The sequence below is a fragment of the Marivirga sericea genome, from assembly GCF_900177665.1.
GTDB classification, from domain to species: domain Bacteria; phylum Bacteroidota; class Bacteroidia; order Cytophagales; family Cyclobacteriaceae; genus Marivirga; species Marivirga sericea.
In genome coordinates this window covers 30,597-56,497 of record NZ_FXAW01000011.1, presented here as the reverse complement: position 1 = coordinate 56,497, position 25,901 = coordinate 30,597, and the positions used below count along the sequence as shown (strand labels likewise).

Below are 25,901 nucleotides of genomic sequence, written 5' to 3'. Positions count from 1 at the left end.
TTTCCTAAGGCAACAGCTCGGGAAAGGGTTTCTCCTTTATTCCATCATGCTGTTAAAGATCTAAAGCATAATTACCATTTCTTCGAAATTTTGAGGTATTTAAGGTTATTCTTTTTCCTCCGTTCATATACCGATTCCTAGCCAGATGAAATAACTGCTTTATCACATCGGCCTCTGCACCATTTCCTTTCATTCTTTGACCCCAGTTGGAATCATTTACTTGGCCTTGATGGAGATTTTCAATCTGATGCCAGACTTTTTGAGATCGATTTGGATAATGATTCTCTAGCCATCCCTTGAAAATCTCTGCTACTCTCCCATTTAATCGAACTACCGAGTAACCCGCATCAATAGCTCCATGTTCAGATGCTATTTTTATGATTTCAGGAATCTCACTGTGATTTAGACCAGGTATAATAGGCGCAGTCATAATCGAAACAGGAACTCCCTTTTCACTCAGTATCTTAATAGCTTCTAATTTTTTCTTAGAAGAAGCTGTTCTTGGCTCCAATCTTGAACGTAATTTTTCATCTAAAGAAGTAATAGACAGGACTACTCGCACTAAATTATCTTTTGCTAAATCCTCCAATAGCTCTAAATCTTCCAAAAAACCTACATTTTTAGTGATGATGCCAACAGGATGACGGTATTTAGCCATCACCTTCAAAAGACCACGAGTAATTCTAAGCTTTTTTTCTAATGGCTGATAACAATCCGTATTACCCGAAAGAACAATAGGTTTTACCTTCCAATTCGAGTTTAATAACTCTCCTTCTAGTAAATTAGAGGCATTCTTTTTGACAATTATCTTTGATTCAAAATCTAATCCTGCATCCAGTCCCCAATATTCGTGTGAATTACGAGCATAGCAGTAAACGCAACCGTGCTCACAGCCCTGATAAGGATTGATAGAATATTCCATTCCCACATCTGGACTACTTATTTTATTGATGAGCTTTTTTGGGTTCTCATAAAATATCTGTGTAGTGGGTTTGTCTAAATGGGTATATTCGTCAATCCCTTCATCCCACTCCATTGTAAATTCTTGCTTAGAAAATGAATTAGGTAAATGTTTTTGTGCTCCACGGCCTCTTATAGTTTGTTCTGATTTCACAGTAGCTAAATTACTAACTTTTTTAGTTTTTTACTAAAAATAAAATCATAACTATTTTCTCAAAAAAAGAGAATAGCATCGTAACTTAAGGCATTAAATCATAGTAAACTTACCACATGAAAAACATATACTTTTCTATCCTTGCATTATTGTTGACCACTGGCCTTTTTGCACAGAATGAAATCCCTTCAAGGCCTAACCCTCCTAAGTTGGTCAATGACCTGACACAAACCTTAAGTAGTGGAGAACAGCAGCAACTGGAAAGAAAACTAGTAGCCTACAATGACAGCACTTCAACTCAAGTGGTGGTTTTGATTGTGCCTACTTACGGGCAGTATGATCCCAATCGGTTTGGAGTAGAGGTTTTTGACAGATGGAGAATAGGTCAGGCGGATAAAGACAATGGTCTATTAATAACCGTTGCTATGCAAGATAAAAAAATGTCGATCAATACCGGCTACGGATTAGAAGCAGTAGTGACAGACGGAGCAAGCAGCACTATCATCAACGAATACATGAAACCTGCTTTTAGAAACAACAACTATTATCAAGGCTTGGACGAGGCCACTACCATCATTTTTGAATTGGCAGCTGGAAAATATACCGCTGATAAAATAGCTAGCAATGACACAGGAAAAGGAATAGGCCTAGGCGCATTTTTAATTTTCTTTTTCATTATTATCACCATCATTTCTAGACTAAGAAGGGTTAGAAAGCACCATATGGGGGGCGGAAGTCTTGATATGATCACTTTGATGATGCTCTTAGGCAGTAGCGGAAGAAGCCATGGCGGAAGCTTTGGAGACTTCAATTCTGGCGGAGGAGGCTTCGGTGGAGGTGGAGGCTTTGGCGGCTTCGGTGGCGGAATGACTGGTGGTGGTGGTGCAAGTGGAAGTTGGTAAAATTATATTGTAAACTCTTTCTATTTTAAGCTGTTGTAAAAACTTAACAAAAGATCCCTAATATTCTGCATGTATAAATTTTTAGTCGTATTCTTCTGCTTTTTCAGTCTATCCAGTGAGACTATCGCTCAAGAAATCAAAAACGACTCTATTCTGAAAGTAGTCACGGTTACTGGTTTCAGCAAAGGAGAAAAAATTAATAAACAATCCGCTCCAATTGCTTACTTGAGCCCAGAAGAACTCAATAGCTTTTCGCCTAATGATCCAGTGATGGCATGGAATACCTTGCCAGGAGTCAACTTAGAGCAAAGAGCTGTAGCCAGCTACCGAGTAAGCATAAGGGGAAGCTCTATTCGCTCACCTTTTGGTGTTCGTGATGTAAAGGTATATTGGAATGGATTGCCATTCACAGAAGCGAATGGCTCTACGGCTTTAAATTTATTAAGCAACAGCCAAATGCAGGAGCTAGAAGTAGTTAAAGGCCCTGCAGGTAGTCTTTATGGAGCAGGTTTGGGAGGGGTTATGCAAATTAATAATTTCCCAAGTCAGAAAGAGAGTCCAGTGCAAGTACATTTGTCCGGTGGGAGTTTTAATCAATTTAACTTGGGCGTAAAAGGCCAGGTTGAACACGACAAGTGGAATACTTTTTATGCTATAGACCACCAGCAAAACGATGGCTACAGAGATCATAATAGTCTAAATCGACAGAACTACCAGCTTTCTTCTCGCTACCAGGTTAATGAAAATCATCAACTAGATTTTCATGTTTTATATAATGATTTGTTTTATGAAATTCCAGGTGGATTGACCGCAGAGCAATTTGCTGCGGATCCGACACAAGCCCGAAGCGGCAGCGCACCTCAAAACTCCTCTATTGACCAAAAGACTGTTTTTTATGGCCTTGGTTACACCAGTTTTTTTGGTGAAAATTTAAGTCAAAGCACGCATATCGCAGGAACTTATACTCAGTTTGAAAATCCTTTCATTCTCGATTACAAAGAAGACCAAAATAGAGAAGTGGCTTTACGGCATCAATGGACCTATGATATGGGATTGGAATCAATCGATTGGCAATGGGATGCCGGTTTAGAATGGCAATATGCTAATAATGCTGCCAATAATTACGGAAATGTAAACGGTAAAAAAGATAGCATTCGTTTCGCAGATGAATTGAATATCGATAGAAAATTGTTCTTTCTTCAAACTCAGATAGGTTTAGAAAATTGGCAGTTGACGCTGGGGTTGAGTAGTAATTTATTAAACTATACTGTCAACCGAAAGGTGAATGCATTTGCTGAACCATTCGAATTTAATAGAAATTTTGACAATGAAGTGATTCCGAGAGTGGCTGTAAAATATCAATGGACATCCCAAAATATGACTTTTGCCTCCTTGAGTGAAGGATTTTCAAGTCCTACTTTGGATGAAATAAGAACAAACGAAGGAAGTATTAATCGAAATCTACAGGCGGAAAAAGGAAGAACCTATGAATTAGGACATAAATACTATGGAAGTAGAATTCAATTGGATGCTACATTTTTCTACTCTTCATTAAGAGAAACGATTACAACTTACACCAATCCGGACGGGGTAGTTTTATTTCAAAATGCTGGAGCCACTAATCAGTTGGGTACAGAATGGGGCTTGAATGTAAATTGGTATGAAAACGAAAAAGGAATTCTAAATAATATCAATAGCAGAACGAGCTATAATTTTTATGAATTTACTTTTAATGATTACCAAAAGGAAGAAGAAGATTTTTCTGGCAATTTATTAACGGGAGTACCTCAGCATACTTTTAATCATGTCCTAAATTTATCTATAGCCAACAAAGTCAGTTTAAATCTCCACTATCGTTACGTCAGCGAAACCCCTCTAACGGATGATAATGTTATAGTTGCTGATCCTTATCACTTACTAAATGCCAATATTGATTTCAAAGTGCCTGGTTCATTGAAATTGAATCTTTTTGGCGGCATAGAAAATATTTTCAATACCACTTACAGTCTAGGTAATGACTTAAATGCCTTTGGTGGTAGATTTTTTCAACCAGCACCAGGAAGGAATTTCCATTTAGGGGCAAAATGGAGTCTTTGATAGTTTAAAAATTTTAGAGGGGTAACAAATTGATAAATCCCTTGATCTGATAGTGAATCAAGTAAAATGGCTTGGTTTACTTGGACTAAAATTTTTAAAGCAATGAAAAACTTAACACTAGCTGTAATCACACTACTTTCTTTAGGCTTCATGCTTCGCAGCCAACAAGAACGACTACAATCAATAAAACACATTGAGGCTAAAGACACCAAAACTGAAAACCAAAAGTCAGAGTACTCTGATTTTGAACGGATTGATATTGGTCCCAAACTTCCTGCAATTAAAGATCTAGTAAGAATACACCCAACCGGCCCTTGTGCAGATAGATATGAACAAAGTTTCCCGTTTAACCCTGTAGCAGAAACCAATATTCCATGTAGATTTCCTCATGGGGAAAGGTTCCAGAGTTATGATAATGGAAACCAGTTCGGCCAATATAAGGGGTACTCCTGCCACCTTTAGGGAAGGAGATATGGAATTTTAAAATCTCGCTAACTCAGACATAAATATTCTGAAAGAAGAGTAGGAATTAGAATATTCAGAGTGGCGTCCTGAAGGTTTTAAAAAAGCATTCCTAAAAACAATCAAAACCACTAACGCCTATTAGTGCTGGCTGTCAATTCAACCCTTAAATGAAAATTTAGACTTGATCATCGCGTTTTTATTTGTCATTTTCTATAATTAGTTCTACTTCGAATCATATAGAATGAAGAAATGTTACCTGTCTCCTATAAATTCCCTTAAATTTGTTCATTCAAATCAATGCGATATTTTTTTACCATAGCATATAAAGGGACTAACTACCACGGATGGCAAAAGCAGCCCAATGCCATTGGCGTGCAACAAAAAGTGGAGGAAGTCTTTTCTAGAATTTTAAATCGAGAAATAGAAATTGTAGGAAGTGGAAGAACAGACAGCGGAGTGCACGCTACTGCTCAAGTTTTTCATTGTGATGTATCAGAAACAATAAATCCTAAACAACTGTTATACAAAGCCAACAAAATGCTGCCGCATGACGTAGCTTTAAAGCATGTTCAGCATGTTAAAAACGATGCTCATTCTCGTTTTGATGCAACGTTAAGAGCTTATCAATATCACATTGTAACCGAAAAAAATCCCTTTGCAATTAATCAAGCTTACATTTTTACAAAAGAGTTGGACATTGTGAAAATGAATTTAGCATCTGAAAAATTGACGATCTATCAAGATTTTGAATGCTTTAGTAAGGTGAAAACAGATGTCTATACATTTAACTGCGATATATTTGAGGCATTTTGGAAACAAGAGCAAGACACTTTGGTTTTTCACATAAAAGCAAACCGATTTTTACGTGGAATGGTGAGAGCTATAGTAGGAACATTATTGGATGTGGGTCAAAATAGGTTAGATATTGAAGATTTTGAGCAGATTATAAGGAAAAGAAATAGAAAACTTGCAGGTAGAGCTGTACCTGCTAATGGGCTGTACCTAACTGAAGTCAAATACCCAGAAGAGATATATTTATAATAATAGGCAGTGAAGAAAGACAACATAAAAAGCGGAAATATCATAGATACCAACGTCCTCAAGCGTTTGTATAAATTTGTGAAACCTTACCAAGGTCGGTTCTACTTCCTGGTATTTCTAACTTTGGCTTTAGCTGTTTTAGCACCTACCAGACCTTTCATTATCCAAAAAGCAATTGACAACCCCATTGCTAACGGAGACTTTCAGGGTTTGATTAACATGACCCTTATTTTAGTAGGACTACTAATTATGCAAGCTATTGTGCAGTACGGACACACCTATTTGTCAGGATGGTTAGGACAATACATTATTCGAGACATCCGCTTAAAGCTTTATCGTCATCTGCTGAGCTTACGTTTAAAATTCTTTGATAAAACCCCTATTGGACGTTTGGTAACTAGAAACGTTTCTGACGTAGAGACGCTCTCAGATGTATTTAGTCAGGGTTTGGCAGCCATGATTGGCGACATCTTACAAATCCTTTTCATTTTAGGAATGATGCTAGCCATGAGCTGGAAACTTACCTTAGTTTCTCTTGCTACATTACCGCTGCTTTTTTTAAGTACTTATATCTTCAAAGAAAAGGTCAAAGTTGCCTTTAACCAGGTGAGAAATGCAGTATCCAATTTAAACTCATTCGTTCAGGAACATGTAACGGGCATGTCCATTGTCCAAATATTTACTGCTGAAAAAAGGGAGTACGATGAATTCAAAAAGATCAACAATGAACATAAAAAGGCAAACATACGATCTGTTTTGTATTATTCCATTTATTTCCCCGTAGCAGAAGTGATTCAAGCTACAGGAATTGGCCTATTAGTGTGGTATGGAGCCAGAGGAGTAGTAAATGAGGCGGAATCTGGCATCACCTTAGGTATGTTGATTGCTTTCATTCTTTATATTCAAATGTTCTTTCGTCCTATAAGACTCATCGCAGATCGCTTTAACACTTTGCAAATGGGAATTGTAAGTTCATCTAGAATACTCAATTTATTAGATAATAGTGAGCATATTCCAAATAACGGGAGCTTCAAACCTGAAAAGATAAAAGGAGACATTAGCTTTCAAAATGTGGAATTTTCTTATAATGAAGAAGAAGTGGTATTGAAGAACATCTCTTTTGAAGTCAAACAGGGACAATCTGTAGCCCTGGTGGGGGCAACTGGAGCTGGGAAATCATCTGTTATCAACCTCTTAAGTAGATTCTATGATATCCAAAAAGGTCAAATATCCCTTGATGGAAGAGACTTACAGGATTATGACTTATATTCATTACGCCAAAATATTGGGGTTGTATTACAGGATGTATTTCTTTTCTCGGACACCATACTTTATAATATAACACTGGGAAATCCCAACATTAGTTTACAACAAGTAAAAGATGCTGCTGAACTAGTTGGAGCCAGAAAGTTTATTGAACGACTTCCTGGAGCATATGAGTACAATGTAATGGAAAGAGGAGCAACACTTTCCGTAGGTCAGCGTCAGTTGATTTCATTCGTTAGGGCGGTCGTTTATAATCCTAAAATTATTGTTTTGGATGAGGCTACGTCCTCAGTCGATACTGAGACTGAAGAGTTGATACAGAACGCCATTGAAAAGATGATGAAAGGCAGAACCAGTATAGTGATTGCGCATAGACTATCGACCATTCAAGAAGCCGATAAAATCATCGTACTGGATAAAGGAGAGATCAAAGAAACGGGAACTCATCAAGAGTTATTAGACAAAGGCGGCTTTTATCATCAGCTACATAACATGCAATATAAAGAAGTTGCCTCTTAGGTAAGATCCTTTTTCTTGTCTAGATCTTCATAATAATCCCTTTCTCTGTACGGATGTTTTATTCCAAAAGCAGTGATTAATATGGTTTCAAACACAGGCCCCAACCATATTAAAACCAAGCCAGTTAACCCCAAAATAATAGATTCACCGTACAGTGTATCGAGATTTTGGATCCAAAATATTAGGTGCAATAGACTAGTCATAACCCTTAACCCTACCGTCCATTTCTTTCTCCAGGTTAACACAATTAGCATATTTTGTAAAAAAATTAGCAACCCAAATACAAGCACATAATCATTAAAAAACCAATCTAAAAATAAACTTTCAAAAACTGTTCGCTTCGCTTCTTCCCCAAAAAAAGCTTCAAATAAATATAGTAATTGGTATACACCATAAAACAATAACACTTGAGCTAAAGTAATGGCTAGACCTACAAAAATTCTTTTCTTGAGCATATTTTCCGATAATTAAAGTCAAAAGATACGAAAAGGCAAGAATATCACAAAGAAAAAATTAAGTGATAAATCTAGTTTTGATTATTAAAAGAGCAATAACTTACGACCACAAAATCACGTTAAAAATAGCATGGGAGCTAAAGAAACTAAAAAGTCAGAAAGTAAGAAGGATAATAAATCTATTCCAGTAGATACTAATAACGAAAAGGATCGTTCTGTGGATCAGGAACGAAATGGTGTTTTACCAGAAGGTATGGACTTCAAAAAGTTCTTAGGTTGTGGAGGTTGAAATAAACGGAACCTCTAAAACCAAAAAAGGCTTTCCCAATTCATGAGAAAGCCTTTTTCTATTATTTAAACGAATATCTATTACTTATTTCCTCCCGCTCTAATCATGGCACATCGGAAACCAATGGTCGCTGTAGAAGAATCTTGTTCTATAAATCTTCTAGTACCTGGTGATAACCAATACGCTACATCTGCCCATGAACCACCTTTATACACTCTAATATTATCATTAATTAAAGAGTTAATAGTATTTGGATCATTAGCACCATTATCGTAATCGCTTTGAGGATCTAAAGTTCCATCTCTTCTTACTGGATTTAAGTCTTCAAAATCTTGGAAAGAAAGCGGACGATACAAATCCCAAACCCACTCATTAACATTTCCAGCCATATTGTAAAGACCGTAATCGTTTGGTGGATAATTGTAAATGTAATCTGTTACGAAAGCACCGTCATTTAATTTTCCAGCTATACCACCGTAGTCACCTCTACCTCTTTTAAAGTTAGCCAAGAAGTAACCCATTTCTTTTCCGTAAGGGTTTCTTAAAGAATGACCATCCCATGGATAAATCCTTTTGTAAAGCTGAACTTCATCCACCCATTGAGTTCCAATAAGTGCAGTAGCTGCATATTCCCACTCAGCTTCAGTTGGTAATCTATAATCCGGTAACACAACACCAGTCTCCAATGGAATTCTACCACCTGATTCAGCAGGAACTTCAATTCCAGCCTCTTCAGCCAATTTGTAATTTACCATTACAGATCTCCATTTTGCGTATTCATTGGCTTGCTCCCAAGTTACCCCAACTACCGGGTGATACCTAAATCCTGGATACCTTAAATAATGATCTACATACGGATCATTATAAGCTAATTTCTTTGCCCAAACAGTAGTATCCGGCTTTACAGATTCATAATAATCTCTTGAGGAATCTAATTTTACATAATGTAAGAACTCCAACCAGTGAATATTAGCCACCTCTGTTTCATCCATGTAAAATGACGAAACTGTTACCGTTCTCTCAATATTATCTCTAGTATGAAGGATATCTTCTTCGAAAGAACCTAATACAGTTCTACCTCCTTCAATATAAACTAAGTTCGGTCCATCAGGTTGGCCGCGAAACTCAGCTACCTGAAAGCCTTCTTCGCTATTATACTCTAAACCTGTAGCCGTACTCAATACTCCCGGTCCTTTGGCTGTCGGGTTGCCACTGCCGCAAGCAAACAATAAAGCTACTGCTACTGCCAGCATGGCATTTTGGATTTTAAACACAAACTTTTTCATAACCTGTTATTGTATTCGTTTAATATACACTGTTTAATCACTTATATATCAATGCAATATATAAATAATTGGTAAATATAAGCTTACCAAACACTAAATTCAACTATTAAAATGAAATTTTAAAGTATTTTAGTACAAATTCGACCAATATGTAATAATTTTAAATCAGTTACAGTAAAACGTCTATCGGATTTGCTTTATTGTTTCACTCTTCAGTCCAAACTTTGGTGCCTTCTGTACAATTAGTACAAATATCGATTTCATTTCTAGATTTTAAAAGCTTATTTCTAAAATCCTCGTACGCACTACCTTCCCATATAGCCTTAAAACTATTCTGATTTAAATTACCCAATTGATGACTTGCATCCTTATCAAAACAACAAGGCACTACTCGGCCGTCCCATGTAACCACACAGCTGTGCCACATCTTCCAGCATTGATTTAATAATTTATTCTTAATGGCATAAAATCCATTTTGCATAAGTTGATAACGACTATATTTCGGGTTATCGGGTATCAGCGGAGACCCATTTTTATAATCATAGATCTGGGCTGTTTTTAATTTTACTTCATCTACTCCAAGTTCATCGGCCAATTCGTAAATCTGAGGAATATCTTGCTCATTAGGTTTTACTACTAAGAACTGGAAGATAATGTGGGGTGTATTAGATTTCAGTTTTTTCTTCCACTTAACAACATTCCTGGTTCCCTCCAACACTTTTTCAAGCTTACCTCCAATTCTGTAAGATTGATAAGTCTCTTGTGATGCTCCATCTATCGATATAATAAGTCTATCTAATCCACTTTCAACTGTTTTTTTTGCCGTTTCCTCATCTAAGAAATGTGCATTTGTTGAAGTCGCTGTATAAATGTTATGATTAGATGCGATTTTCACCAAGTCCAAGAAATTTTTATTTACATAAGGTTCTCCTTGAAAATAAAACAGCATGTAGATTAGATGTTCCTTCAATTGCAAGAGCATATTTTCGAATGTCTCTGCCTTTAACATCCCCACAGGTCTGGAAAAAGACCTCAGTCCACTGGGGCACTCCGGACATCTGAGATTACAGGATGTGGTAGGCTCAATTGCTATGGAAATTGGCTTCCCTTTAAGCTTAGAAACCCCTGCATTTTTTGATTGATGATAGCTCCACCACAGTGAAATTGTGTTCACTGCTTTTTTAAATGTCATCTTTTTCAGTAGATTAAGGCTATCTTTAAAATGCATAATTATTTTTAATGCTTAATGCAAAAACGAACTTAATAAATCCCCATGAACTTTAAAGCAATCCTTCGATTAATTCCGTGGATAATTGTATTAGTCCTATTAGCTTTTCTTTGGTTGAGAAGATTAGGAAATTATACTACTCCAGAACGCAGGCAGATTGAGAGCACTTTAGTGTTGCAAGAAATTGAAAAGCTGGGCAAATTGGAATTAGTAAAGTACAATTATAAGGAAGTAGTAGAGATGGAAAATGTAGCGAAGAGATATTTAGATTTGGGCTATTTCTACATTCCGGGAGGTCAAGACCAAAAAGCTATCTTAATAGCACAGGGCGAGGCCGTTGCATGTATTGATTTACAAAAGATTAAAAAAGAAGATATTGAATTAAGGCAAGATACTTTGATTGTTAATTTGCCTCAACCTGAAATTTGCTATTATAAAGTGAACTTGGAGAACAGTAAGTTCTATGATCTTAAGACCAGTTCAGATCACAAAAAAGCAGGCGCATTTGTGGATGAAGTATATGCCAAAGCTGAAGCGCAAGTAAAAGAAGCAGCCTTGCAATCGGGAATTTTGGCAGATGCTAAAATTATGAGTGGAAATGTACTCAAACCTTTTTTAGAAAATATTACCGGAGTAACTGTTATTCTTAATTTTTCTGAGAAGCCCGAAGCCATCCGATTCGAACTTGATTAATAACTAACTGTAAACTTTCTCTATAGCTTGGCAAAAGCCAGCAACTTCTTCTATGGTACCCGTGCTTATTCGTGCCCAGTCATACATGGGTGGAAAGGGTCGTCCGATAGCTACTCCTTCATTCAGCATTTCTGCGCTTAACTCATCGATATGTTTATTGGATTGAAAAAAGACAAAATTAGTATGAGATTCAATATATGAAAGTTTCAGTTTATCAAGGGTTTTATAAATCAAAGCTTTTCCTTCGTAATTTTTACTAATACTAAATTTATAAAACTCATCATCTTTTAATGCTTCATTTGCGGCAGCAATTGCCAAGACATTAGTCATAGCCATCACATTGCTCTTTAGCCTAGTGGCAATATCTGGTCTAGCTACTAAATACCCAATTCTAATTCCTGCCAATCCATAAACTTTAGAAAAAGTTTTAGACACTATGACATTTTTTCCCTCTTTTACCAATTCCACCATGGAAGGGTAATCAGGATCCGTTATATAATCGTAATAGGCTTCATCACTAAAGATCACTGCTTTGCTTTCAAGGGAATTACAGAAATCTCTCAATTTATCTTTATCCAGCAAGGTCCCGGTTGGATTATTGGGATTGCAAAGAAAGATTAGTCCAGTTTTGCTTGTTACTCTCATAGCCATCTCTTCCAAATCATGTTCCATTTTATCATTCACAGGAACTCGATGTACATAAGCACCAAAATTCTCGGCATATCTCAGCATGGCTTGGAAGGTCGGATCAGCTGCAATGATTTCCCTACCTCCGAGTCCGTAGGTTAATCCACTTGCTTTTAGTCCTTCTGTAGAACCTCCTGTTACAACAATACAATTTTCAGAAACCCCTTCTTTTTCGGCTATATTTTTTACTAGTTCTTTAAGATAGACAAAAGGATACCTACAAGTATGATCAAATGATGCAGTAATCGCTTTTCTAACCTTTTGTGAAGGACCGTAAGGATTTTCGTTTGAGGTTAAACTGATGAGATTGTTTTTTGATAGATATCCAGAATTTGTGGTATGATGTTTAGAGATCAATTCTGCTGGGTTCAGAAAAGCCATAGTGCTTACTAATCCAACTGATTTGAGCCACTGTCTTCTATCAATATTTTTCATTGCAAAGGAATTTAGTTTACCTAAGATAGGAATAAAAACTAATTAATTGACATTGAGAAAGATAGAATGTTTTTCTTTTAGAGATTTCACTAGAATCATCTCCAAAAGAAAAACAAATGAGCAATTACCTCTCTAGAAATTCACCTAACAATGACCCACCTTCTTTTCTGGAATTTTTACTGTAAGGAGCTATAGCTTGAATCAATTTTCTAATCGGCATGGACTGTAACCAAACTTTACCTGTTCCTTTTAGAGTGGCTAAAAATATGCCTTCTCCACCAAAAAGCATGGATTTAATTCCTCCACTGGTCTGAATATCAAAATCTAAAGATGACTCATATGCTACTACACAGCCTGTGTCCACCCTTAAAGTCTCATTATTCAACTCCTTTTCGATAACTGTTCCACCGGCATGGACAAAGGCTTTTCCATTTCCCTGGAGTTTTTGCATAATAAATCCTTCACCACCTAATAAGCCAGAACCAATCTTTCTATTTAAAGTAATTGACACCTTCGTACCCATAGCCGCGCATAAAAAGCCATCTTTTTGCACTATTACTTCATTGTTGTAATGGTTTTTTAAATCTAATGCAATGACAGTTCCAGGATAGGGCCCTGCGAAAGCTACATGGGCTTTACCTTGTCCTTGGTGGGTAAAATGCGTCATAAACAAGGATTCTCCAGTGAATATTCTACTTCCGGCAGACATTAATTTACCTAAAAAGCCTTCATTGGGGTTAGATCCATCTCCCATTTTAGTATCAAATTGAATGGAATCGTCCATATAAACCATAGCACCAGCTTCGGCAATGACGGTCTCTTGAGGATCTAGTTCAATTTCCACTAATTGAACGCCATCTCCTAAAATCTTGTAGTCTACTTCGTGTGATTGTGAATGCATAATTTTAAAGTTTAGAAGGCTAAAATAAGAAATTATTCATAATATATGAATGAGGTCATGCTAGCAATATTCTCGAAAGCAGCATTCCCATTTGTAAGGCGTATCTAAAAGCGCCAGAACCAGCTTCTTAGGCTTTGTACTTAAAAATGCTTAAATTGAGAATTACGCCTAGGCAAAATATATTTTTCCATTCAAAAAGTGCATTTTTTCTGCATGCTGTTCAAAACACAATAGCCTCATTGATACCTTGGTGTAAGTTGAATCAAATTCTAATTTAAAAAAACAGAATCATGTCAAACATTATTTCAAAAGTAGCAAAAGGAGTTAAAGGTGGGTTAAAAGGAGCAATAGAAGGAAGTGCCGATTTAGGCAGTTCCGTGGTAGCCTCTGTTAAGAATCTCACCGTTAATACAGTCAAGGGTGCAGGAGAACTAGTAGTAAAAGGCATTCAGATACCTGCTTCCATTGTTCAAGGGGCATTTGAAAGTCTAGGCGAAATCGGAAGCAGTAGCGTTAAATTGGTAAAAGGAATAGTAGATGGCGCAGTGCAAGGAGCCATGGAAACTGGTGTTGAACAAAAAGATGCTGTAAAAGGAACAGTATCGCAAGCTGTTCATAGTGCCAAAGAAATGGGAGGCGATATCGCTTCTATTGCAGTAGAAGCAGTAAAAGGATCGATAAGCGCTGTAAAGCAGGTAGGTGGTGACACTCTGGACGCCACCAAAGTATCGGTAATAGCAGCTCTTGAAGCAGCAGAAAGTATTGGAGGAGAAACTGCTGACTCTGTCAAGAATGCTTTAAGTAAGGGAGTTGATGGAGCAAAAGGAATTTTAGACGATATCAAAAAATAACAATCTACTAAGTAAGCGTGTTCGTAAATTGAAATGAATGAAAAACTGCCCAGTGATTGAAAAATCATTGGGCTAATTTTTAAACGTTAAATTTAAGTTATGCAAAAATTTACTAATCAAGTATTTGTAACATTGTTAAGTATAGTCATGCTGTCTTCATGTGATTCAGGTGGTGAATCCGGAGCAACAAGTGGTATTCAATATGATACCATTCAAGTGACGGCTACAGCATACAACTCGGTTGAGGCACAAACTAAAAAAGGAAATCCAGCCTTGGCAGCGTGGGGTGATACTTTAAAACCTGGTATGAAAGCCATTGCTATTTCTAGAGATTTTCTGAGAGAAGACCTCTTAGAACATAATTCCATAGTAAAAATCGAAGGCTTAGAAGGTAGTTATGTGGTGATGGATAAAATGAACAAACGATGGACGCGCAAAATTGATATTTACATGGGCCTAGATGAGCAGGCTGCAAGAAACTGGGGTAAACAACAGGTAGAACTTTATATCCCGATTAAAACAGACCCTCAACCGGAAGAACAAGTAAAATAAAGTAATATACCTTCCTACAGAAAAGGCAGCTTGAGCTGCCTTTGCTTTTCAGAATCACAGATTCTTACTCCTCCTCATCTCTCTTTTTCAAATCTTTAATATCCTCTCTATCCTTTAGTTTTTTATCCTCCACTTCTTTATTAAGAAACTGGTTGATTCTATCAATATCAAAGCTAGTTTGAATCTCACCAAAGGAATCGATTTTTACATCAAAGCCTTCTAACTTAGGGTTAACGCTGGGTTTTTTCTGTTTTTTATTATCGTCTTTATTTTTAGGCATTATTCAGAAATTTGATCCTTTAGCTTATCTAACGCTAAACGAATCCTTTCTGTTATTTCTTCTTTCCCTAAAATCTCAATAATCTCCATTAGGTCAGGTCCACCTGCTTCCCCTGTGATGCTTACTCTTAGGGATTGCATTACTTTTCCCATGCCTATTCCTTCTTTCTCTAATAAAGCGGCAAAAGTTGCTTTAGCATTGCCTGCATCCAAATGATCAACTTTTTCTAAGGCATCAGCATATAAGCTTAAGGCTTTATCAACATCTGCATTCCATTTTTTTCTAACTACTTTTTCATCATAGCTATCGGGCTTTAGGAAAAAGTATTGACCCTGCGTCCAAAACTCAGTTGGGAAAGTCACCCTTTCTTTTAATGCATGCACAATGCGTTCCAGTTTTGCTTGAGAAACTTCAATACCATTTGCTTCAACATCTTTTTTAAGATATTCTGCTAATTCAGCGTTAGGCTTACTTTTAAGATATTGTTCATTGAACCATTTGGCTTTCTGGATATCAAATTTCGCTCCTGCTTTTCCAATTCTTTCAATGGTAAAAGCATCGATTAACTGTTCCAGACTAAATATTTCTTGCTCATTGCCCGGGTTCCAGCCCAAAAATGCCAAGAAATTTAATAAAGCGTCTGGTAGATAGCCTTCTTCTCTAAACCCTGCTAAAAACTCTCCCGAAGCAGGATCTTTCCATTCCATGGGGAAAATTGGAAATCCATGCTTCTCAGCATCTCGCTTACTTAGTTTCCCATTACCATCTGGTTTTAATAACAAAGGCAAATGGGCAAATTCTGGCATGCTATCTTCCCAACCAAAAAATTGGTAAAGCAAAACATGCAAAGGAGCAGATGGCAACCATTCTTCTCCTCGAATCACATGAGTAATGCCCATTAAATGATCATCTACTACATTAGCTAGATGATAAGTCGGCATTCCGTCCGATTTCATTAATATTTTATCATCTATCTGAGTAGAATGCACCATTACCCAACCTCGAACCTTGTCATTTAGACGGACTTCTTCTTTTCTAGGAACTTTCAATCTAATTACATAAGGTTCACCTGCAGCTAGTTTTTCCTTTACCTCTTCTTTCGACAAGGTTAAGGAATTTTTCATTTGCATTCTCGTGATGGCATTGTATTGAGGTGTATCGACTCTGGCAGCTTTCAAGCGTTCACGCATTTCATCCAATTCCTCAGAAGTGTCAAAAGCGTAATAAGCTTTATCATCGTCCAGTAATTGCTGAGCATACTTAGCATAATGCTCTTTTCGTTCACTTTGACGGTACGGTCCGACTTCTCCTTTATCGTTCCAAGGGCTTTCGTCAGGCGTTATCCCCAACCATTTCAACGTTTGGTGAATATAGTCCTCCGCTCCTTCTACATAGCGGTTTTGATCAGTATCTTCTATTCGTAAAATGAATTGACCTCCTGTTTTCTTTGCAAAAAGGTAATTATATAAAGCCGTTCTAACTCCTCCGATATGAAGTGGACCTGTTGGACTAGGGGCAAAACGTACGCGTACAGCTTGACTCATGAAATTCTTTTTTTAATGCGATTTGGGGTGCAAAATTAATGAATTAAGTTTAAAAGTAGTATCATCCTATACAATACTTACAAGCAATCGATATGTTTAAGTATTGCCCGAGCCTAAACAAATATTTTCATGTAATCTATGAAATCGTTTTCTTCAAATAAGTAAAAGTACAAGGTCCACAATCAATAAAACTTGCATGACAAACACTAGGGTGCTCATTTTCTTTTTTAGCAGGTATGCTGTGCTCATAGTTATGAGTACCAAGATCGGCATTAGCATTCCAGTGATTAATCGCAAAGAATTGGTCTCACTATCCTCAAAACGAAGGAGTCTGTAGGTATTTACTTCATTAAAGATCCATGATACAGCATATCCTATTTTTTCATTGGCCTCAATTTCCTGAGCATAATCTCCTGAAATATAAAAATCATGCTGGCTGGTGGATACTTTGTAGGAATAATGAAAGTTTCTGGCTGCATTATAATACTGTTGCCGTTCTTTTTGAACCGATACTATCTCATCTACCACCTTTCTTCCAGGTAGGAAAAAGTCAAGCAATATTATTACAGAAGCCAAGGTGAACAGGCCATAAAAAAACAAACGAAACTTATCTTGACTTTTGCTCATTTTGCAGATTTTACCTCTATTTGAACGCTACTGATAACCAGCGGCCTGCAAATTAAATAATTCTGAATATAATTGCTCGTTTGCCATCAATTCTTCGTGCGTTCCAATTTCTAATACTCTTCCTCCTTTGAGTACCATTATCCGGTCTGCAATCCTGACAGTGCTAAATCGGTGAGAAATGATCACGGCTGTCTTGCCGTGGGTTAAGGATATAAAACGATTAAAGGTTTCGGATTCAGCTCGAGCATCTAGTGCCGAAGTGGGTTCATCCAGTATCAAAACATCGGCATCTTTCATATAGGCTCGCGCCATGGCTATCTTTTGCCATTGGCCTCCGGAAAGGTCTTTCCCATCTTTGAATCGTCTTCCTAATTTTTGATCGTAGCCATTTGGAAGCTCGTTAATAACCTCCTCTGCAAGGCTTTTCTCAGCCGCATTTTTGATACGATCTTGGTTGTCCAGTTCTTCAATCTCGCCAACCGCAATATTTTCTCTGAGGCTCAAGTCAAACTTTACAAAATCTTGAAAAATAACACCAAATCGATCGTGGTAGTCTACGGCATCGAACTTATAAATAGGGACGCCATCTAATAAGATCTCCCCTTCTGTAGGTGCATAAAACTGTAATAATAATTTAATTAGAGTTGATTTTCCGGCTCCATTCTCACCAACCAATGCTAGCTTTTCTCCAACCTTAAGGTGGAAACTCACATTGCGAATTACCCAATTGTCAGAATAGGGATATTTAAATCCTACGTTTCGAAATTCAAAACCCTCCTTAATATTTTCAGGCAGAGGAAGTTTCTCTTCAGCATCTGATTCCACCCTTTCATTAGGTCTTTTACCAAGGCGTAAATCCAGAAATTCAAAGTAGTCTTGCAAATATAAGGAGCGTTCAGTAATAGCAGTAAAGCGTATAAAAAGGCCCTGAAGTTTATTTCTTAGTCGATTGAATGAACCGGATAGAAAAGTGAGATCACCAATGGTGAGCACTCCTGCCACAGTTCGAAAAACAATTAACACGTAAGCTCCATAGTAAGCACAGGTACTGATGATGTTGAAAAATGATCCCCAGACCGCACGAGTGTAGGATAACTTTTTACTCTCTTGATAGTATTTCTGAGACAGCACACTAAAGCGATCGGCCAGGTAGCCTGAAAGACCAAAGAGCTTGACTTCTTTTGCTGTTACATCGCTAGCTCCAACATACCTTAAGTAGTCCAGTTCTCTTCTTTCCTGCGTCCAGCTTCTGGCCAGAGAATAGCTAGTGCCACTAAACTTAATTTCATTAAGAATAGTCGGTACGATTGATAACACCAATAAAATAATCAACCAGGGTTCGAACACCACCACCCCTGTAAGTAGTGAAGCAATCACGATTATATCCTGACCTTGGGTAAGTATATTGGACATCAGCCCCACACGGCCAGTTGTTTGTTGTCGAGCACGCTCCAGCTTATCGTAAAATTCCGAATCTTCTAATTGTGAGAGACTCAGTTCTGCTGTTTTCTTGATAATTTTTACGGATGACTCAATAGAATATTGATCGCCTAAAAGGGCATCTGTATGTGTAGTAAGTCTGCTCAATAGATCGGAAGCAATTGCCAAAGAAAACTCAAGGAGTATAAAAAGCCAAAGCTGGCTCATATCGTGCGTTTCAGCATTGATTTGCAAGACAATTTCATCAATGATAAGCTTACCTACCCACAGCATACTAACCGGGAGCAGTGCACTGATGACACGAGCAAGCAAGTTACTATAGAAAAGAAAGGGATTGACCTTCCTGATTTCTGTAAAGAAACGAGGAACAAATTTGAGAGTAGCGAAACTCTCTCTTAGACTTACGCGCTGAGGTTTGAAGGATTGAGATTGCAAAGGCGAGTGGTTTATCGATTACGACAGTCCGCTAAGTTACGATTTAAGGCAATATAATTTTAACTCAAGCTATTACTTTTTAAAATAAGCAATAGTTTTTTCTAATATGATAAAGTATAATTTACATTGGTGGTTAATACCTCATATGTCAAATTGGCGAGGACTCAATTACTCTTTGATTTAACGCATTATTTACAAATACCTTAAACCCGCCAACTCCTCTGCCTTTTCCCATAAGCGCTTGGCAATATCTTCATCTTTTGACAAATCGGTAGATGAAACCTTGCCGGGCTTTCCTTTGAACTCATTAAAACCGGTTGGTCCGAAATAGTCACCTCCCTCTGCCTTACCAATTGCAGCCAGAATGGTCGGTTTCGCACCTTCCTTTGGCGCATGTGTTAAGAAGGGCGCAACAGTATACTTTAAAATAACATAGACTAGCTTTGGCATATGCCTGGCTAACTCTGTTGTAGCAATTCCGGGATGGGCTGCAGTTGATATCGTTTGCTTATGACCTGCTTTTTCTAACCTTCTTTGCAATTCATAAGCGAACATCAAACAAGCTAGCTTCGACTGACCATAAGCATCTGAGGCGGAATATTTTTTCTCGCTTTGCAAATCATCAAAATTGATCTTGCCGTTTTTATGCGCTATCGAGCTCAAGCTGACCACTCTGGAATCTGGCGTTTTTAAGAGCTTGTCCAATAATAAGCCAGTTAAAAGAAAATGTCCTAGGAAATTTGCTTCGAATTGTAACTCCAAACCATCTTCGGTTTTTGTATATGGAGGCATCATGACCCCTGCATTATTAATCAGAACATCTAATCGGTCGTATTTTGACTGATAGGCTTTCGCAAAATTTCGAACAGAATCTAAACTACTTAAGTCGATTTCCATTACTTCAACATCTGCATTTGCCACTTCATTTTTTAAGGTTTCTTTAGCGGCTTTGGCTTTTTCCATGCTTCGACAAGCCATAATCACTTTAGCTCCTTTTTTTGCTAGTGTTAAGCTGTTTTCGTAGCCCAGGCCTGTATTGGCTCCTGTTACTATAAAGATGCGTCCATCTTGTTGCTGTAAATTACTAATCTCGTCCATATTTTGCGGTTTTTATTAAAGATAAGAAATCCTTGTCTCCACAAGCAGTATTTGACAAAAACCTTGATAAAGCTTATTACTTGTTAGTATGAGAACCTCAGGATAAAGGAAAGAACACGCACAAATTATATGTTTGTAAAATGCATTTTGCGAATCTATTCAGTCCTCTTTCATTTTAGTATCGTTGATTAAGATAGGCTCACCAAAACCTAAGTCTTTCATTCTATCTAGTCGCGTTTTTGCATTGCTAACCACCAGCCAAATCATTTTAGTTTCATCTAAATATTTATCAGATAATTCTTTGATACGATCCACTGTCATTTCATTGACAATTCTTTCGCGATCTTTTACATAATCATATTTCCAGCCATAGGCGCTTATGTTTTCAAGCATATTTAGCTTTGCACCCGCCGTTTCGAATGCTCGAGCATTGCTTTTAATAAAAAAATAATGTTTTTCAAAAGGATCGTATAATTATGCGATCCTTTTTTTATATTTTTCAGTCGTTTATTTATTAACTAACTCAATTTAATGATAAAATTTAGTCATTTCTTTATTTCTCTTTTTTCATAAAAATTCATTTAATTGCACAGCATGAATTAAATTCTGATACTTATAATACAATTGAAGAATTACTCATTGCTACAAATTATGATAGCGTATCCAGACAAATTTCATCTCTTCAAGCTATGCCTGATAAATACGTACTAGCAGGCGAGTTATGTAGCAGAAAATATTTTGAGGAACGCCTTCCCGAAGTAATGGAAATCTCTTTGTATAGAATCATTCAAGAATGGGTCAATAATTTAATCAAGTATGCACAAGCCAGCCAGATAGAGATACAACTCAAAAGGTACGATGACGCAATAAATGTCATCATTGAGGACAATGGGCCAGGTGTAAATAAGCAAACGCTTATACAATCTGAAGGAAATGGTTGGAAAAATATTCAGTCACGAATTAGTATACTTAATAGAACTATAGACATTGAATCGACTGCTGGAAGGTCTGGCACTTCTTTCATTTGCAAAGTAGCTGTTGCTATCAGTAAACACACTGAAAAAATAACATTGTAAACATTTTAACCTCACAGTATGAAAAGGCTAATCTTACTTTTTTTTTTCCTGAACACTGCTGCATGCATTGCTCAGGCAAATAATAATTTAGTGAATGGAATAACAAAGGGACCTGACTCTACCAGAGTTAATTTCATCTTAGAGAATTATTATAAAATATATGCACAAGGATTTGATGAAGCCGACACTACTATGCTTTATCTAATTGAATTAGCGCAAAAAAATAATTGGGAGGATAAAGTTGCTTATGGATACTTGTACAGAGGAGTAATAAACTATTTATCTGGCTCTTACGAGAATGCCCTAAAATTCTATCTGGTCGCATTAAAGAAATTCACCACTCTTAATAATGATAAAGGAATAGGTAGAACTTATAATGAACTAGCTGTTTTCTATCATAAAACAGGAGAAACAAATAAAGCCTTTGACGCCCTTTCGAAATCATATGAGCTCTGTAAAAACATTAAAGATTTAGAATGTTTGGGCACCTCACTTGCTCATAAGGTTACATTTCTTAAACGAAAAGGAGATTATGTGTCCGCTTATCCGATTATGATTCAGGTTTTAGACATCAGAAAACAGATGGGCGATAGCATTGGATTAGGTTATGCATACCTCGATTTGGCAGATTATGAAGCTCAAAAAGGGAACATTAATACTTCAATTGCCTATATCGAACAGTCTACTTCAATAAGGAAAGCTATTGGAGACAAACAAGGACTAGCAGTTAATAAAGTCATCGTAGGAGAAACCTACTTTACAGCGAATGAATTTGAAAAAGCAATTACCTATTTTCAACAGACCATCAAGCTGGCAGAGCCGATCGGTTATTTGGATCTTATAAAATTTGCTTATTCAATGATAGAACAATCCAGCTTATCATTAGGTGACTACAAAGAAGCACATCATGCTTTAAATCAAAGTATAATAATAAAAGACAGTATTTTTTCTATAGAAAAAGCAAAAACCATTGCAGCCTTAGATGCTCAATACGAGACAGAGAAGAAAGAACAACAAATAGCGCTTCAAACTGCCGAAATAGCCAAAAAAACAGCAGAAAACGAACGGAAAGTGCTGATGATAATTGCACTAGTAGCCATTTTGGTTTTACTGATTACTGTTTTCCTACTTTTCAGAAATAGGGCAAAGCGTAAACAACAATTGCTGATTAAAGAAAAAGATTTAAAAGTTAAAGAGGCTCAAATTGAAGCTACTTTAAACTCGCAAGAATCAGAAAGAAAGCGATTTGCTTCGGATTTACATGATGGTTTTGGTCAACTAATAAGTGCTCTGAGGCTTAACATGAATAACTTCAACCAAGAGAATGAAGATGACCGAAAACTTAAAGCTTTTGAACATTCCGAAAAAATATTAGACGATATGCATTCAGAAATACGTGCAATCGCATTCAACCTAATGCCAGTTACTTTAATTCAAGAAGGAGTTTTATCAGCCGTAAAGGAGTTTTCTGCTCGAATTAATAAAAGTGAACAGTTGAAAATCGAAGTGACTAGCTTCGAATTAAATACTAGGTTTAAGGAAGTTTTTGAAGTAGCAATCTATAGAATAATCCAAGAATGGGTGAATAATGTACTCAAATATGCTGAAGCGAGTAAAATTACCATTCAATTGGATCAGTATGAAACTGAATTAATCTTAATTATAGAGGACAACGGGAAGGGATTTGACAAAAATAAGCTCTTTAAAAGCAAAGGAAACGGTTGGAGAAATATACAGACCCGTACTAATTTAATTAAAAGTCAAATAGAAATTGATAGCGCCCCTGCTAGATTAGGAACTACCTTCATAGTAACTGCCCCAATACTTGCATTCATAAATGGTGAGAAACTAGTTAATACCACGAAATCCAATTAAAAAATACCTTGAAGAAGGGATATTATTATTGGCCATAGAAAGATAATTTTATGCCATGCAATTGTTCAGAAAGTGTCGTATATTATCAAGTGAAAAGAAGAAGATGCGGATGAAAATTCTATTAGTAGACGACCATATTATCTTGATGGATGGAATAAAGTCTTTACTCGACGGAGTAGAAGGCTTTGAAGTGGTGGCTGCTAAAAACACTGCAGAGGAGGCCTTGGAATATCTAAAAAATCACGAAATTGACATCCTAGTATCTGACTATAACTTGCCAGGCATGGACGGCCTCGATTTAGTAAAAACAGTAAAGCGCATTTTACCTCAAACCAAAATCATAATATTAAGTCAGCATGACGAAGTGCATTTGGTTAAGGAGATCCTTAAGGAAGGTGTTCAAGGATATATCCTTAAAAAGGATACACATAGGGAATTAGTATCCGCTATTACTCAAGTTTCAAGAGGCAAGATCTTTATGAGCAATGAAATTAATCAAATGTTGGTTGAAAGTTTGAACTTCCCTGAAGAGCATAAATTGCTAACCGACAGAGAAAGAGAAATTTTAAAACTGATAGCAAAAGAATATACGAATAAAATGATAGCCGAAGCGCTTTTCATCTCTGAAAGAACTGTTGAGACTCATCGAAAAAATATCTTCAGGAAAACCAAAACCAATTCGCTGGTCGGACTCATCAAATTTAGCTACGCCAATAATTTAATATAGATTTGTCCGTGCTAGTGGTTAGCATAATATGCTCCCTGTAGGGGTTGTTATAACCTTTTTATCAGTGTTATTTTTATGTCATAAAACTTAAAATAACGTAGAGATGAAAAAACTTTTATTCGCAGCCGTCTTTATGAGCATTGGCATCGGCCAAATATATGCTCAAACCTACCAAAACACAAATGCTTGAAGATGACCCTACAAAAGTGCTTGATAAATTTATTGTAGTAGACGTGCTGGCAGCTGACATTGATCTTGACTTTCTCAGTAGTAACTGAAATTTCGGTGCTTCTGCCTATTGGCCCATCACTGATAAACTGAGTGTCGATTCCAATATTAAACTTCCTTATTATCAAATTGGCAATAAAGGCTTCGTTATTACGCTTGAGCCAGGTGTATACTCTAAGCTTTTTTCTAAAGATAAAACTGATGAGGTTCCTGTGGTAATAAATAGAGTCTGTGCTAGGTGGTGGTGAAATTAAAAAGGACGATAAAACCTATAGTGTTGATACTTATAAATACCTAACAGCCAATCGTACCTATACCAATTCATATGGCGCTAGAGGAGGCCTTTAATTTATAAGAGCTCTCTTAAGCTATTAAGTTGATAGCTTGAGAAACTTACCCTTGAACGTTGGTCCTAAAACTAGGCAGACAAGTAAAATGTATGACAAACAGATAAACAAAAAAGACCAACATAGCCGTTGGTCTTTTAAAACCTGTTGTAAAGGTGGGTTTGTTATCCTGAAAATAGTAAGCTCTTATTTATCATTTGCCATTTCTTCGAAATTAGTAATTCCGGCAGCCATCATATCTTTGATTGCGCCTGAAGCAGCGGTCACATACGCCTCTTGGTCACATTCGGCAAAGTGGGATGCCACCGACTTTTCATCACCTGAGACCATGATCAATCGATTATATGCGGTTTTTTCAAATACTTCTACTTGTGCACTGGTTACCTCCTTAATTTTTTTGTCCTTAAAAACATCGTCAAATCCTACCGTCTTTTTCAACTCTACTTTTGCATCAAAAAATGGATTATTGGCAAAATCACCACCTGAAACGAAGCGTATTTGTGAACTCAATAGATCTGATGTGCCGGGACTTGTAAACCCACTTGCTAAACTCTTCCAAGAATCCTGTTCGTTTGTGATACTTGCGTTCATAAAAGATTCCATTTCTAGGCCTATTTTAGCTTTCACTGAGCTCATATTCGCTAAACTAGAAGATTTGGCTGAGAGCTCGACAAATGGAAAGATAAAGATGGCGTCAGCTACATATACGTCTCCCAATTCTTTCGATATTTTAGGTCCCAAGTCCATGAATGTTCCCTTTTCTTTTCCATTTTTTGAAATACGCTTCACCATGTAGTCGAAGCCTTGGGGGGTTACCATTACAAAGCCGGTTGCTTGGGCATCGGAAGAAGCTCCCCCTTGCACCCTTGTGTAATCGGAGTAGAGTTCAATTTTGCTGGCTTCCTCTATTGTCATAATTTCGAAGCCTTGCTCTTTTAGTTGATCAACAAAAGACTTATAAGCATCGTCAATGACTTTTTGAAAATCTTCCACATCTACTCCTGCAATCTGCACACCCATTCTTGTAGAGGTACCTGAGGTGAAAGTAGTCCGGTTTGCTCGCTCATTCCGCTTTCCCATAGTCGAGGCTTCGGCTTCTTCAAACACTTCAAACAGTGCTTTAAAACTTCTGATATAAACTTTCTTAGGAGCTTTTCGGTGTTGCTTTTTCTTAACGTAACTGGTTACTTTCATATCTTTCTCCGTTAGGAAAGGTTCTGAAAATACATTTGAAAATAGGAGTACGCAAACAAGCAGTAAATTTTTCATGATTTAAGATTTTTTGTATAAACAAATTTCACTTGCTTTAGGGAAGAAAGAAATACCCCTTTAGCGGTATTTTTTCTCCGTGCTAGCACGGATCGGAAATTACGAAATATAGGATTTCTATTACTTAGCCAACTCGTCAGCCAAGCCCTGCTGTGTCCAACCCTTTTCCTTTCG

The 25,901-nt window shown here is 37.0% G+C and carries 25 protein-coding genes; 12 read left to right on the top strand and 13 right to left on the bottom strand.

The window, feature by feature from the left end:
* Window positions 1–52: 52 nt before the first annotated feature.
* Window positions 53–1,114, bottom strand: a complete 1,062-nt coding sequence (locus B9Y84_RS19530; protein WP_085519091.1) for a PA0069 family radical SAM protein — start codon at window positions 1,112–1,114, stop codon at window positions 53–55.
* Window positions 1,115–1,230: 116 nt separating this feature from the next.
* Between B9Y84_RS19530 and B9Y84_RS19525 the strand changes: the two genes are divergently transcribed.
* From B9Y84_RS19525 to B9Y84_RS19505, 5 genes are all read left to right on the top strand, one after another.
* Entirely contained in the window at window positions 1,231–2,016 is a 786-nt protein-coding gene (locus B9Y84_RS19525) for a TPM domain-containing protein (RefSeq protein ID WP_085519090.1), read from the top strand.
* A gap of 69 nt (window positions 2,017–2,085) precedes the next feature.
* Window positions 2,086–4,113 carry a TonB-dependent receptor gene (locus B9Y84_RS19520; RefSeq protein ID WP_085519089.1) on the top strand — a complete coding sequence of 676 codons (2,028 nt, stop codon included), beginning with the start codon at window positions 2,086–2,088 and terminating at the stop codon, window positions 4,111–4,113.
* A 102-nt stretch (window positions 4,114–4,215) separates the two neighbouring features.
* Window positions 4,216–4,575: a hypothetical protein gene (locus tag B9Y84_RS19515; RefSeq protein ID WP_139828110.1), complete on the top strand. Its 360-nt coding sequence runs from the start codon at window positions 4,216–4,218 to the stop codon at window positions 4,573–4,575.
* 300 nt (window positions 4,576–4,875) lie between these two features.
* Complete coding sequence (gene truA, locus B9Y84_RS19510; RefSeq protein WP_085519087.1) at window positions 4,876–5,619, top strand: tRNA pseudouridine(38-40) synthase TruA; 744 nt, start codon at window positions 4,876–4,878, stop codon at window positions 5,617–5,619.
* A gap of 9 nt (window positions 5,620–5,628) precedes the next feature.
* A complete protein-coding gene (locus tag B9Y84_RS19505; RefSeq protein WP_085519086.1) occupies window positions 5,629–7,404 on the top strand; it encodes an ABC transporter ATP-binding protein in 1,776 nt (591 codons plus the stop codon).
* Here the strand turns inward: B9Y84_RS19505 and B9Y84_RS19500 are convergent.
* Window positions 7,401–7,859, bottom strand: a complete 459-nt coding sequence (locus B9Y84_RS19500; protein WP_085519085.1) for a hypothetical protein — start codon at window positions 7,857–7,859, stop codon at window positions 7,401–7,403. The genes B9Y84_RS19505 and B9Y84_RS19500 overlap by 4 nt on opposite strands.
* A 130-nt stretch (window positions 7,860–7,989) precedes the next feature.
* Here B9Y84_RS19500 and B9Y84_RS20680 point away from each other — a divergent pair, with 130 nt between their 5' ends.
* On the top strand, window positions 7,990–8,148 hold the full coding sequence (locus B9Y84_RS20680; RefSeq protein ID WP_176223851.1) for a hypothetical protein: 159 nt from the start codon (window positions 7,990–7,992) through the stop codon (window positions 8,146–8,148).
* Window positions 8,149–8,228: 80 nt separating this feature from the next.
* Here B9Y84_RS20680 and gldJ read toward each other — a convergent pair whose 3' ends face one another.
* Window positions 8,229–9,434: a gliding motility lipoprotein GldJ gene (gene gldJ, locus B9Y84_RS19495; RefSeq protein ID WP_085519084.1), complete on the bottom strand. Its 1,206-nt coding sequence runs from the start codon at window positions 9,432–9,434 to the stop codon at window positions 8,229–8,231.
* Window positions 9,435–9,639: 205 nt separating this feature from the next.
* Window positions 9,640–10,626 carry a radical SAM/SPASM domain-containing protein gene (locus B9Y84_RS19490; RefSeq protein ID WP_245830896.1) on the bottom strand — a complete coding sequence of 329 codons (987 nt, stop codon included), beginning with the start codon at window positions 10,624–10,626 and terminating at the stop codon, window positions 9,640–9,642.
* Window positions 10,627–10,707: 81 nt separating this feature from the next.
* Between B9Y84_RS19490 and B9Y84_RS19485 the strand changes: the two genes are divergently transcribed.
* Window positions 10,708–11,355: a DUF4230 domain-containing protein gene (locus B9Y84_RS19485; RefSeq protein WP_085519082.1), complete on the top strand. Its 648-nt coding sequence runs from the start codon at window positions 10,708–10,710 to the stop codon at window positions 11,353–11,355.
* 3 nt (window positions 11,356–11,358) lie between these two features.
* On the opposite strand, the gene B9Y84_RS19480 is transcribed toward B9Y84_RS19485, so the two are convergent.
* Window positions 11,359–12,477: a pyridoxal phosphate-dependent aminotransferase gene (locus B9Y84_RS19480; RefSeq protein WP_085519081.1), complete on the bottom strand. Its 1,119-nt coding sequence runs from the start codon at window positions 12,475–12,477 to the stop codon at window positions 11,359–11,361.
* Window positions 12,478–12,601: 124 nt separating this feature from the next.
* Window positions 12,602–13,378 carry a TIGR00266 family protein gene (locus B9Y84_RS19475; protein ID WP_085519080.1) on the bottom strand — a complete coding sequence of 259 codons (777 nt, stop codon included), beginning with the start codon at window positions 13,376–13,378 and terminating at the stop codon, window positions 12,602–12,604.
* 290 nt (window positions 13,379–13,668) lie between these two features.
* Between B9Y84_RS19475 and B9Y84_RS19470 the strand changes: the two genes are divergently transcribed.
* Both B9Y84_RS19470 and B9Y84_RS19465 read left to right on the top strand, forming a co-directional pair.
* Window positions 13,669–14,229, top strand: coding sequence for a hypothetical protein (locus B9Y84_RS19470; protein ID WP_085519079.1), 561 nt, complete (start codon window positions 13,669–13,671; stop codon window positions 14,227–14,229).
* A gap of 99 nt (window positions 14,230–14,328) precedes the next feature.
* A complete protein-coding gene (locus B9Y84_RS19465) occupies window positions 14,329–14,781 on the top strand; it encodes a 3D domain-containing protein (RefSeq protein WP_085519078.1) in 453 nt (150 codons plus the stop codon).
* Window positions 14,782–14,845: 64 nt separating this feature from the next.
* Here the strand turns inward: B9Y84_RS19465 and B9Y84_RS19460 are convergent, their stop codons facing one another.
* From B9Y84_RS19460 to B9Y84_RS19435, 6 genes are all read right to left on the bottom strand, one after another.
* Window positions 14,846–15,061, bottom strand: coding sequence for a hypothetical protein (locus B9Y84_RS19460; RefSeq protein ID WP_176223850.1), 216 nt, complete (start codon window positions 15,059–15,061; stop codon window positions 14,846–14,848).
* Window positions 15,061–16,605 (bottom strand): glutamate--tRNA ligase, encoded by a 1,545-nt coding sequence (gene gltX / locus B9Y84_RS19455; protein ID WP_085519076.1) that lies wholly within the window; start codon window positions 16,603–16,605, stop codon window positions 15,061–15,063. Before gltX ends, B9Y84_RS19460 begins: the two co-directional genes overlap by 1 nt.
* 153 nt (window positions 16,606–16,758) lie before the next feature.
* Window positions 16,759–17,232, bottom strand: coding sequence for a hypothetical protein (locus tag B9Y84_RS19450; protein ID WP_085519075.1), 474 nt, complete (start codon window positions 17,230–17,232; stop codon window positions 16,759–16,761).
* A 27-nt stretch (window positions 17,233–17,259) separates the two neighbouring features.
* On the bottom strand, window positions 17,260–19,107 hold the full coding sequence (locus B9Y84_RS19445) for an ABC transporter ATP-binding protein (protein ID WP_085519074.1): 1,848 nt from the start codon (window positions 19,105–19,107) through the stop codon (window positions 17,260–17,262).
* A gap of 192 nt (window positions 19,108–19,299) precedes the next feature.
* On the bottom strand, window positions 19,300–20,205 hold the full coding sequence (locus B9Y84_RS19440; protein ID WP_085519073.1) for an oxidoreductase: 906 nt from the start codon (window positions 20,203–20,205) through the stop codon (window positions 19,300–19,302).
* A gap of 159 nt (window positions 20,206–20,364) precedes the next feature.
* Window positions 20,365–20,598, bottom strand: a complete 234-nt coding sequence (locus tag B9Y84_RS19435; RefSeq protein ID WP_085519072.1) for a hypothetical protein — start codon at window positions 20,596–20,598, stop codon at window positions 20,365–20,367.
* 296 nt (window positions 20,599–20,894) lie between these two features.
* Between B9Y84_RS19435 and B9Y84_RS19430 the strand changes: the two genes are divergently transcribed.
* The 3 genes from B9Y84_RS19430 to B9Y84_RS19420 all read left to right on the top strand — a co-directional run bounded on the left by B9Y84_RS19430 (window position 20,895) and on the right by B9Y84_RS19420 (window position 23,883).
* Complete coding sequence (locus tag B9Y84_RS19430; RefSeq protein WP_085519071.1) at window positions 20,895–21,281, top strand: sensor histidine kinase; 387 nt, start codon at window positions 20,895–20,897, stop codon at window positions 21,279–21,281.
* An 18-nt stretch (window positions 21,282–21,299) separates the two neighbouring features.
* Window positions 21,300–23,156: a tetratricopeptide repeat-containing sensor histidine kinase gene (locus B9Y84_RS19425; RefSeq protein ID WP_085519070.1), complete on the top strand. Its 1,857-nt coding sequence runs from the start codon at window positions 21,300–21,302 to the stop codon at window positions 23,154–23,156.
* Window positions 23,157–23,265: 109 nt separating this feature from the next.
* Entirely contained in the window at window positions 23,266–23,883 is a 618-nt protein-coding gene (locus B9Y84_RS19420; protein ID WP_245830895.1) for a response regulator, read from the top strand.
* Between the two features lie 761 nt (window positions 23,884–24,644).
* Here the strand turns inward: B9Y84_RS19420 and B9Y84_RS19415 are convergent.
* Window positions 24,645–25,727: a hypothetical protein gene (locus tag B9Y84_RS19415; RefSeq protein WP_085519068.1), complete on the bottom strand. Its 1,083-nt coding sequence runs from the start codon at window positions 25,725–25,727 to the stop codon at window positions 24,645–24,647.
* Window positions 25,728–25,901: the final 174 nt, after the last annotated feature.

What these genes read in the sequence shown, in the direction of transcription:
- B9Y84_RS19430 (WP_085519071.1), top strand. Translation starts at nt 20,895, where the DNA reads ATGCCTGATAAATACGTACTAGCAGGCGAGTTATGTAGCAGAAAATAT.
- B9Y84_RS19480 (WP_085519081.1), bottom strand. Translation starts at nt 12,477, where the DNA reads ATGAAAAATATTGATAGAAGACAGTGGCTCAAATCAGTTGGATTAGTA.
- B9Y84_RS19490 (WP_245830896.1), bottom strand. Translation starts at nt 10,626, where the DNA reads ATGACATTTAAAAAAGCAGTGAACACAATTTCACTGTGGTGGAGCTAT.
- B9Y84_RS19475 (WP_085519080.1), bottom strand. Translation starts at nt 13,378, where the DNA reads ATGCATTCACAATCACACGAAGTAGACTACAAGATTTTAGGAGATGGC.
- truA (WP_085519087.1), top strand. Translation starts at nt 4,876, where the DNA reads ATGCGATATTTTTTTACCATAGCATATAAAGGGACTAACTACCACGGA.
- B9Y84_RS19415 (WP_085519068.1), bottom strand. Translation starts at nt 25,727, where the DNA reads ATGAAAAATTTACTGCTTGTTTGCGTACTCCTATTTTCAAATGTATTT.
- B9Y84_RS20680 (WP_176223851.1), top strand. Translation starts at nt 7,990, where the DNA reads ATGGGAGCTAAAGAAACTAAAAAGTCAGAAAGTAAGAAGGATAATAAA.
- B9Y84_RS19525 (WP_085519090.1), top strand. Translation starts at nt 1,231, where the DNA reads ATGAAAAACATATACTTTTCTATCCTTGCATTATTGTTGACCACTGGC.
- B9Y84_RS19485 (WP_085519082.1), top strand. Translation starts at nt 10,708, where the DNA reads ATGAACTTTAAAGCAATCCTTCGATTAATTCCGTGGATAATTGTATTA.
- B9Y84_RS19470 (WP_085519079.1), top strand. Translation starts at nt 13,669, where the DNA reads ATGTCAAACATTATTTCAAAAGTAGCAAAAGGAGTTAAAGGTGGGTTA.
- gltX (WP_085519076.1), bottom strand. Translation starts at nt 16,605, where the DNA reads ATGAGTCAAGCTGTACGCGTACGTTTTGCCCCTAGTCCAACAGGTCCA.
- B9Y84_RS19500 (WP_085519085.1), bottom strand. Translation starts at nt 7,859, where the DNA reads ATGCTCAAGAAAAGAATTTTTGTAGGTCTAGCCATTACTTTAGCTCAA.
- B9Y84_RS19420 (WP_245830895.1), top strand. Translation starts at nt 23,266, where the DNA reads ATGAAAATTCTATTAGTAGACGACCATATTATCTTGATGGATGGAATA.
- gldJ (WP_085519084.1), bottom strand. Translation starts at nt 9,434, where the DNA reads ATGAAAAAGTTTGTGTTTAAAATCCAAAATGCCATGCTGGCAGTAGCA.
- B9Y84_RS19515 (WP_139828110.1), top strand. Translation starts at nt 4,216, where the DNA reads ATGAAAAACTTAACACTAGCTGTAATCACACTACTTTCTTTAGGCTTC.
- B9Y84_RS19435 (WP_085519072.1), bottom strand. Translation starts at nt 20,598, where the DNA reads ATGCTTGAAAACATAAGCGCCTATGGCTGGAAATATGATTATGTAAAA.
- B9Y84_RS19460 (WP_176223850.1), bottom strand. Translation starts at nt 15,061, where the DNA reads ATGCCTAAAAATAAAGACGATAATAAAAAACAGAAAAAACCCAGCGTT.
- B9Y84_RS19425 (WP_085519070.1), top strand. Translation starts at nt 21,300, where the DNA reads ATGAAAAGGCTAATCTTACTTTTTTTTTTCCTGAACACTGCTGCATGC.
- B9Y84_RS19450 (WP_085519075.1), bottom strand. Translation starts at nt 17,232, where the DNA reads ATGAGCAAAAGTCAAGATAAGTTTCGTTTGTTTTTTTATGGCCTGTTC.
- B9Y84_RS19465 (WP_085519078.1), top strand. Translation starts at nt 14,329, where the DNA reads ATGCAAAAATTTACTAATCAAGTATTTGTAACATTGTTAAGTATAGTC.
- B9Y84_RS19440 (WP_085519073.1), bottom strand. Translation starts at nt 20,205, where the DNA reads ATGGACGAGATTAGTAATTTACAGCAACAAGATGGACGCATCTTTATA.
- B9Y84_RS19520 (WP_085519089.1), top strand. Translation starts at nt 2,086, where the DNA reads ATGTATAAATTTTTAGTCGTATTCTTCTGCTTTTTCAGTCTATCCAGT.